The 5,938-nt window shown below is 68.9% G+C and carries 6 protein-coding genes; 1 reads left to right on the top strand and 5 read right to left on the bottom strand.

Features of this window, described 5'->3' with window-relative positions; all coding sequences use genetic code 11:
* The first annotated feature begins 394 nt into the window (after nucleotides 1–394).
* Complete coding sequence (locus tag D7X12_RS38395; RefSeq protein ID WP_120630127.1) at nucleotides 395–736, top strand: hypothetical protein; 342 nt, start codon at nucleotides 395–397, stop codon at nucleotides 734–736.
* 12 nt (nucleotides 737–748) lie between these two features.
* Here the strand turns inward: D7X12_RS38395 and D7X12_RS38390 are convergent, their stop codons facing one another.
* Genes D7X12_RS38390 through mreC form a run of 5 tightly spaced genes read right to left on the bottom strand, consistent with a single transcriptional unit; the run spans nucleotide 749 to nucleotide 5,910 of the window.
* Nucleotides 749–1,339: a PilZ domain-containing protein gene (locus D7X12_RS38390; protein WP_120630126.1), complete on the bottom strand. Its 591-nt coding sequence runs from the start codon at nucleotides 1,337–1,339 to the stop codon at nucleotides 749–751.
* Between the two features lie 18 nt (nucleotides 1,340–1,357).
* Nucleotides 1,358–2,485, bottom strand: coding sequence for a rod shape-determining protein RodA (gene rodA, locus D7X12_RS38385; protein ID WP_208719558.1), 1,128 nt, complete (start codon nucleotides 2,483–2,485; stop codon nucleotides 1,358–1,360).
* Nucleotides 2,486–2,492: 7 nt separating this feature from the next.
* Nucleotides 2,493–4,553, bottom strand: coding sequence for a penicillin-binding protein 2 (gene mrdA, locus D7X12_RS38380; protein ID WP_120630124.1), 2,061 nt, complete (start codon nucleotides 4,551–4,553; stop codon nucleotides 2,493–2,495).
* The gene (locus tag D7X12_RS38375) at nucleotides 4,550–5,050 is read right to left on the bottom strand and encodes a hypothetical protein (RefSeq protein WP_120630123.1); all 501 of its coding nucleotides are present in this window, start codon (nucleotides 5,048–5,050) and stop codon (nucleotides 4,550–4,552) included. Before D7X12_RS38375 ends, mrdA begins: the two co-directional genes overlap by 4 nt.
* Nucleotides 5,047–5,910, bottom strand: a complete 864-nt coding sequence (gene mreC / locus D7X12_RS38370) for a rod shape-determining protein MreC (RefSeq protein ID WP_120630122.1) — start codon at nucleotides 5,908–5,910, stop codon at nucleotides 5,047–5,049. The genes D7X12_RS38375 and mreC overlap by 4 nt, the downstream gene beginning before the upstream one ends.
* Nucleotides 5,911–5,938 lie beyond the last annotated feature (28 nt).

Here is a 5,938-nt window from a genome sequence, read left to right as displayed (position 1 = left end):
TCCCGGACGATCTCCGCGCGGGTCTCCACGGGCGCCGCGCCCTCTTCCAGCGCGAAGCGGGCGCGCACCACGGTGCCCATGGGCAGGAAGAACGTGCTCGCGAGGAAGGCGCCGCTGACGCTCACGTCTCTAGAAAGACAACTCACCGCGACGGTAAGGGTTTTCACTTACCGGGTGCCAAACACCCCCACACATCGCGTTTCTCTGGGGTTGAGACAAACGCCCTGACAGGACGGATGGACGATCCTCCCGTCATGTTTTGTTCAACAGACATTGAAATTGCATTGCGAGTCAAACAAGACCCTGACGTGTCTTGTTGACAGAGTTCGCCACACCAGACAGAAGACAAGACTCCACGCCTGTCTTGATTGGCGAGTTTCAACAGGAGTTTTTCATGGCACGCCTTCGCAAAGAATTGACCTCGCAAGCACCGCTCACCCCTGCCCTGACGTCGTGGGCGGAGGCGTTGGGTGATGCGATCGGCCGCGGCATGCTGCGCGCGCTGAACACGGGGATGCCGGTCATGGGGAGCATCGCGCCGTCGCCGGGCAATGGCGCGGTGATGGCGGGCCGCCGCCGGGGTCGTCCGCCGAAGACGATCGCGGGCGGGCCGGTGCCCATGGACCGCCGCTGCACGGTCAATGGCTGCACCCGCGAGCAGCGCTCCAAGGGCCTGTGCTCCGCGCACTACCAGGCCGAGCGCCGCCGGCAGATCGCCACCGGCAAGCCCGCCTGAGCGCCCGGGGTTCTACTCACCGCGCCAGGGGTCTCCGGGCGTGGTGGCCTTGAGCAGCTCCCAGGCCGCCATCACGTCGATGACCCGCTCCAGCTCATTGGGCAGGGAGCGGGCGCGCTGGGATTTGAGGTAGTCCTCCGTGAAGGCCCGCAGGCGTGCGCCCAGGAAGAGCCGGGCCAGCGCGACCTCTGTCTGACCGGAGAAGTCCAGGAAGCGCAGGGCGAAGCCGCTGCGGCCCTCCTCCTCCGGGCCGCGCTCCTCCCGGACGATCTCCGCGCGGGTCTCCACGGGCGCCGCGCCCTCTTCCAGCGCGAAGCGGGCGCGCACCACGGTGCCCATGGGCAGGAAGAACGTGCTCGCGAGGAAGGCGCCGCTGACGCTCACGTTGATGGAGACGAGGTTGGCGGAGAAGCGCCGGCCGCCCGCACCGTCATCCATCCACAGGTCGAAGTGCGTGGCCAGCTGCGCGCGGGGGAAGTGCCGGTGCTCCGGCTCCCCCTGGTTCATCTCGATGCGCGGCGCGGCGGACGGACGTGGGACTTCCGCGGCCGCCAATCCCTGAACGCCCGTGCTCGCCTTCACGGCACCCTTGCGCTGCACCATCGAACCCTCCGGCCGTCGTCAGAACATGTGACGGCGCATGCTGATGTTCACCAGCAGCCCGATGCACAACATCACCGACAGCATCGAGGAGCCGCCGTAGCTCATGAGGGGCAGCGTGATGCCCGTCACCGGCAACAGGCCAATGACCATGCCGATGTTTTCGAACACCTGCCAGAAAAGTGTGGCCACCACCCCCACGGCGACGAACGCGCCGAAGCGATCCCTCGCGCTGAAGCCCACCCCCAGCCCGAGGATGAAGATGCCCCCGTAGAGCAGCAGCAGCAGCAGACACGAGAAGTACCCGTGCTCCTCGGCCCACACGGAAAAGATGAAGTCCGTGTGCTGCTCTGGCAGGAAGCGCAGACCTGTCTGGGTTCCCTCGCGCCAGCCCTTGCCGGTGAGCCCGCCGCTTCCCACGGCGATCTTCGACTGCGCGGCGTGGTAGCCGGAGCCGCGCAGGTCCGCCTCCGGATCCAACCACCCGGAGATGCGCTGGCTCTGGTGCTTCTTGAGGTGGTGGCGCACGACGGTGCTGCGCGGCTCTGGCATCTCGCGCACGTAGTCGTTCCAGATGATGAGGCCGCCCACGAGCACGCCCAACACCAGCGTGCCGGCCAGGTACCAGCGCACCTTCCCGAAGAGGATGACGGTGCCCGATGACAGGAAGATCATCAGCGCGGTGCCCAGGTCCGGCTGCACCAGCACGAGCACGAAGGGCACCATCACCACCAGCACCGGCTTCCACAGCCGCATGAGCCCGTAGGACGGTTGGTTGGGCTGGAAGTCGTCGTGGTAGACCTTGGCGAGCATCAGCACGACGCCAATCTTCATGAACTCCGCGGGCTGCAGGCGGAACGGGCCGATGACGAACCAGCTCTCCGCGCCCTTCGCCGTGTGCCCGAAGACGCGCAGCGCCAGCAGCCCCAGGATGTTGAGCACGTAGATGGGGAAGGCCATCCGTTGGATCCAACGGTAGTCCACCAGGCACACCATGAGGACGGCGCCCAGGCCCACGCCCAGGTAGAGCGCCTGGCTGGTCCACACCGGCGCCATGGGCGGCCGGGACGCGGACGCCAGGTTCCAGATGCCCAGCAGGCACACGCCCAGGACACACACCACGAGCCCCCAGGGCACGTGGGGCATCATCCGGCGCTCAATCCGCAGTTGCACTGTCGTCTCCGGTTTCCGAGGGCGGCTGGATGGGTTCGCCCGGCAGGTTCACGCGGGGCGGCGGCACCACGGCGCGCGTGAGCGCGGACGCGTCCAGGCTGGGCGCCGGCGGCAGCGACGGCGTGTAGGGCTGGTTGGCGCGGGGCGGCGGCGACGTGGCGTCCTGGGCCTTCAATTCGAAGTACTTGCGCATCACCGCCATCGCCGTGGGCGCCGCGTCCACGCCACCGTGGCCGCCGTGCTCGTTGAGCACCACCACGGCCAGCTCCGGCTTGTCCGCCGGCGCGAAGCCCGCGAACCACGCGTGGTCGCGCTCGAAGTAGCTCATCTGGTGCGTCTTCAGGCGCACGGCGCCGATGCGCGCCACCTGCGCGGTGCCCGTCTTCGCCGCGATGGGCATCTGCGGCGGGAGGCCCGACTTCATCCTCGCGCGGTAGGCGGTGCCTCCGGGCTCCTGCGCCACCGCGATGAGCCCCTCCACGATGGCCTTCAGGTGCGCGGGGTTCATGTCCACGCGGCTCACCACCTCCGGCTTGAACTCCTCGATGATCTGGCCGTCCAGGTTCTCCAGCCGGTGCACCATCTGCGGCTTGTAGAGCTTCCCGCCGTTGGCCACGGCCGCGTACACCAGCGCGAGCTGCAGGGGCGTCACGTTGTCGTCGCCCTGCCCGATGGCGCTGTTGAGCGCCATGCCCTTGGTGTAGCCGCCGGGGGACGCTTTGTCGTGGTACGCGGTGGACGGCATGATGCCGGGCACCTCCGCCACCACGCCGATGCCGGTGGGACGGCCCAGGCCCAGCGACTTGCCCATCTCCGCGATGGGGTCCAGGCCGATGGTGTCCGCCACCTTGTAGAACCACGCATCGCACGACGCCTTCATCGCGGCCTTGCCGTCCATGGGCCCGTGGCCGCTGTCCTTGTGGCAGCGCCAGACGCGCGCGCCCAGCCGGTAGCCGCCGGTGCAGTTCACCACCGTCTCCGGGCGGAACACGCCGGCCTTGAAGGCGGCCAGCTGGGTGATGACCTTGAACGTGGAGCCCGGGCTGTAGTGCTCGGCCGCCACGCGGTTGATCATCGGGTGCAGCGGGTCCCTGGCCAGCGTCGCCATCTGGGACGGCGTCACGCGACCCGTCAGGAGGTTGGGGTCGAAGCCGGGCCGGGACACCAGCGCCTTGATGAAGCCGGTGTTCACGTCGATGGCCACCACCGCGCCCGTCACGCCCGGGAAGGCGCGCTCCGCCTCTTCCTGCAGGCGCATGTCCAGCGACAGCACCACGTTGCTGCCGGCGGTGGGCGGAATGACGGAGTGCTCGCCCAGCTTGTCGTTGAGCTCTTCAATCGTCTGGCCGCGCGCGTTCACCACTTCCTTGCGCACGCCGTCCTGCCCGCGCAGCTTCGACTCGAAGTAGCGCTCCAGGCCGCGCCGGCCGATGTAGTCCCCCAGCGCGTACTTCGCGCCGTCCCCGTTGAGGCGCTCCAGCTCCTCCTGGGTGATTTCATTCATGTAGCCCAGCACGTGTGACAGCACCATGTCCGCGCGGTAGTTGCGGTGCGGCACGGGCACCACCTCCACGCCGTCCAGGATGTCGCGCCGGGCGTTGAGCCGGTCGTACTCGTCGCGCGTGAGGTCCACCCGCACGGGCACTGGCATGAAGGGCGCGTTGCGGCGGCTCGAGCGCACCAGGTCTTCAATCTTCTTGCGCTGCTCGGGGTCCCACTGGAGCAGCTCCCCCAGGCGGGGAATCACCTGCTCGAAGCAGTCCGTGCAGAAGGCCGGCGTCACGAACGCGTCGAAGGAGGGACGGCTGTCCACCAGGATGGTGCCGCGCGCGTCCTTGATGACGCCGCGGTCGGCGCGCAGGCGCACCTCCTTCACGAAGTTCGCCACGCTCTTGGCGGCGTACTCTTCATGACGGATGAGCTGCAGGCGGTAGAGCTGGATGGCCAGCGCCACCATGCCCAGCGACATCGCCAGGCCCAGCCACAGGAAGCGGCGCTTGAGGTCGCGGCCCGGGGTGGTGTTGCCAATCGTCGGAGGCGTCAACGGAGCAACCCCGCCGGCCGTTCCTGCGCCACTTCGAAGCGCTTGAAGAGCGGGAAGAGCACCAGCGCCGCCGCGCCCGTGAGCGCCAACTGCACCGGCAGGCCCGCCAGCAGTGGCCCCGTGGAGCCCTCCTTCACCGTCAGCCAGGTGAAGAACGTGGACAAGAGCGCGTGCATCAGGTCCGCGCCCATGGCGAACAGCGCGAAGGCCACCGGGCCGCGCACGTCCACGAACGACGCCACCAGCCGGCCCACGAGGAAGGTGAACACGGCCAGGAACGTGAACAGGCCGGTGGGCTGGCCGCTCATCAGGTCCAAGAGGTAGCCCACCGCGAAGGCGGAGCACGCGCCTTCGGTGAGGCTGGCCCGGAGCGCCAGGAAGGCCACCAGCACCACCGTGACGTCCACGCGGCCCAGCACCAGCCCCGCCTGCTGGACGAACACCGACTCCAACGTGAGCAACGCCAGGGCCAGGGCCACTGTCACCAGGAACTTCATTTCTGCGCGCCTTCCGCCGAGGCCCCACCGGAGGCCATCGCACTGTAGGGGCTGCCTACCACGAGCACTTCCTCCAGGCGGCTGGTGTCCACCGCCGGCTGGATGTCCGCGCCCTGGAACATGCCGTGTTCCTTCTTCTCCAGATGCGTCACCCGCCCCACCACCAGCCCCGGCGGGTAGATGCCGTCCGTGCCGGAGGTGATGATGAGGTCGCCGTCCTCCACGTCCTCCGTGCGCAGCATGTTCTCCAGCTGAAGGGGGCCGTTGCCCGCGCCCGCCGCGGTGCCGCGCGCCCGCGAGCGCTGGACGCGAACGGCCACCCGGCTCTGCGGATCCGTCACCAGCGCCACGTCCGCGTAGCCGCCCGTGGAGCGGATGACCTGCCCGACGATGCCGTCCGGCGTCACCACCGACATGCCCCGGAACACCCCGTCCTTCTCCCCGCTGCTGATCCGTACCGACAGCAGCTTCGCCACCGGGTTGACGCCCACCACCCGGGCCGGAATCTCCGGCCCCGGCGCGGCCTCCGCGTACGACAGCAGCTTGCGCAGCCGCCCGTTCTCCGCGCGCGCCTCGCCCAGCACCTGCACCGTGGCCCTCAGCTGGAGGTTCTCCAAACGCAGCGCGTCATTGTCCTGCCGCACCCCGCGCAGGTCCAGGTAGTTGCGCACGGTGCCGACGACGCCGTCGATGCCGGCGGTGAGGCCCTGCTGCACGGGGGCCGTCAGGGCGATGACGCCCCGGTCGATGAAGTTCGGGTCGCGGCCCCGCCGGCCGCCCAGCAGGAAGGCGCCGAGCGGATACAGCAAAAGGGCTGCCACGAGGAGGAAGCGGCGGTACCGCTTGAGAAGAGACAGCACGGACGGGGGCTTTCCCGGGGTGGGCCTG

It is taken from the genome of Corallococcus sicarius, from assembly GCF_003611735.1.
Classification (GTDB): domain Bacteria; phylum Myxococcota; class Myxococcia; order Myxococcales; family Myxococcaceae; genus Corallococcus; species Corallococcus sicarius.
This window is presented reverse-complemented; position numbering and strand designations above follow the sequence as displayed.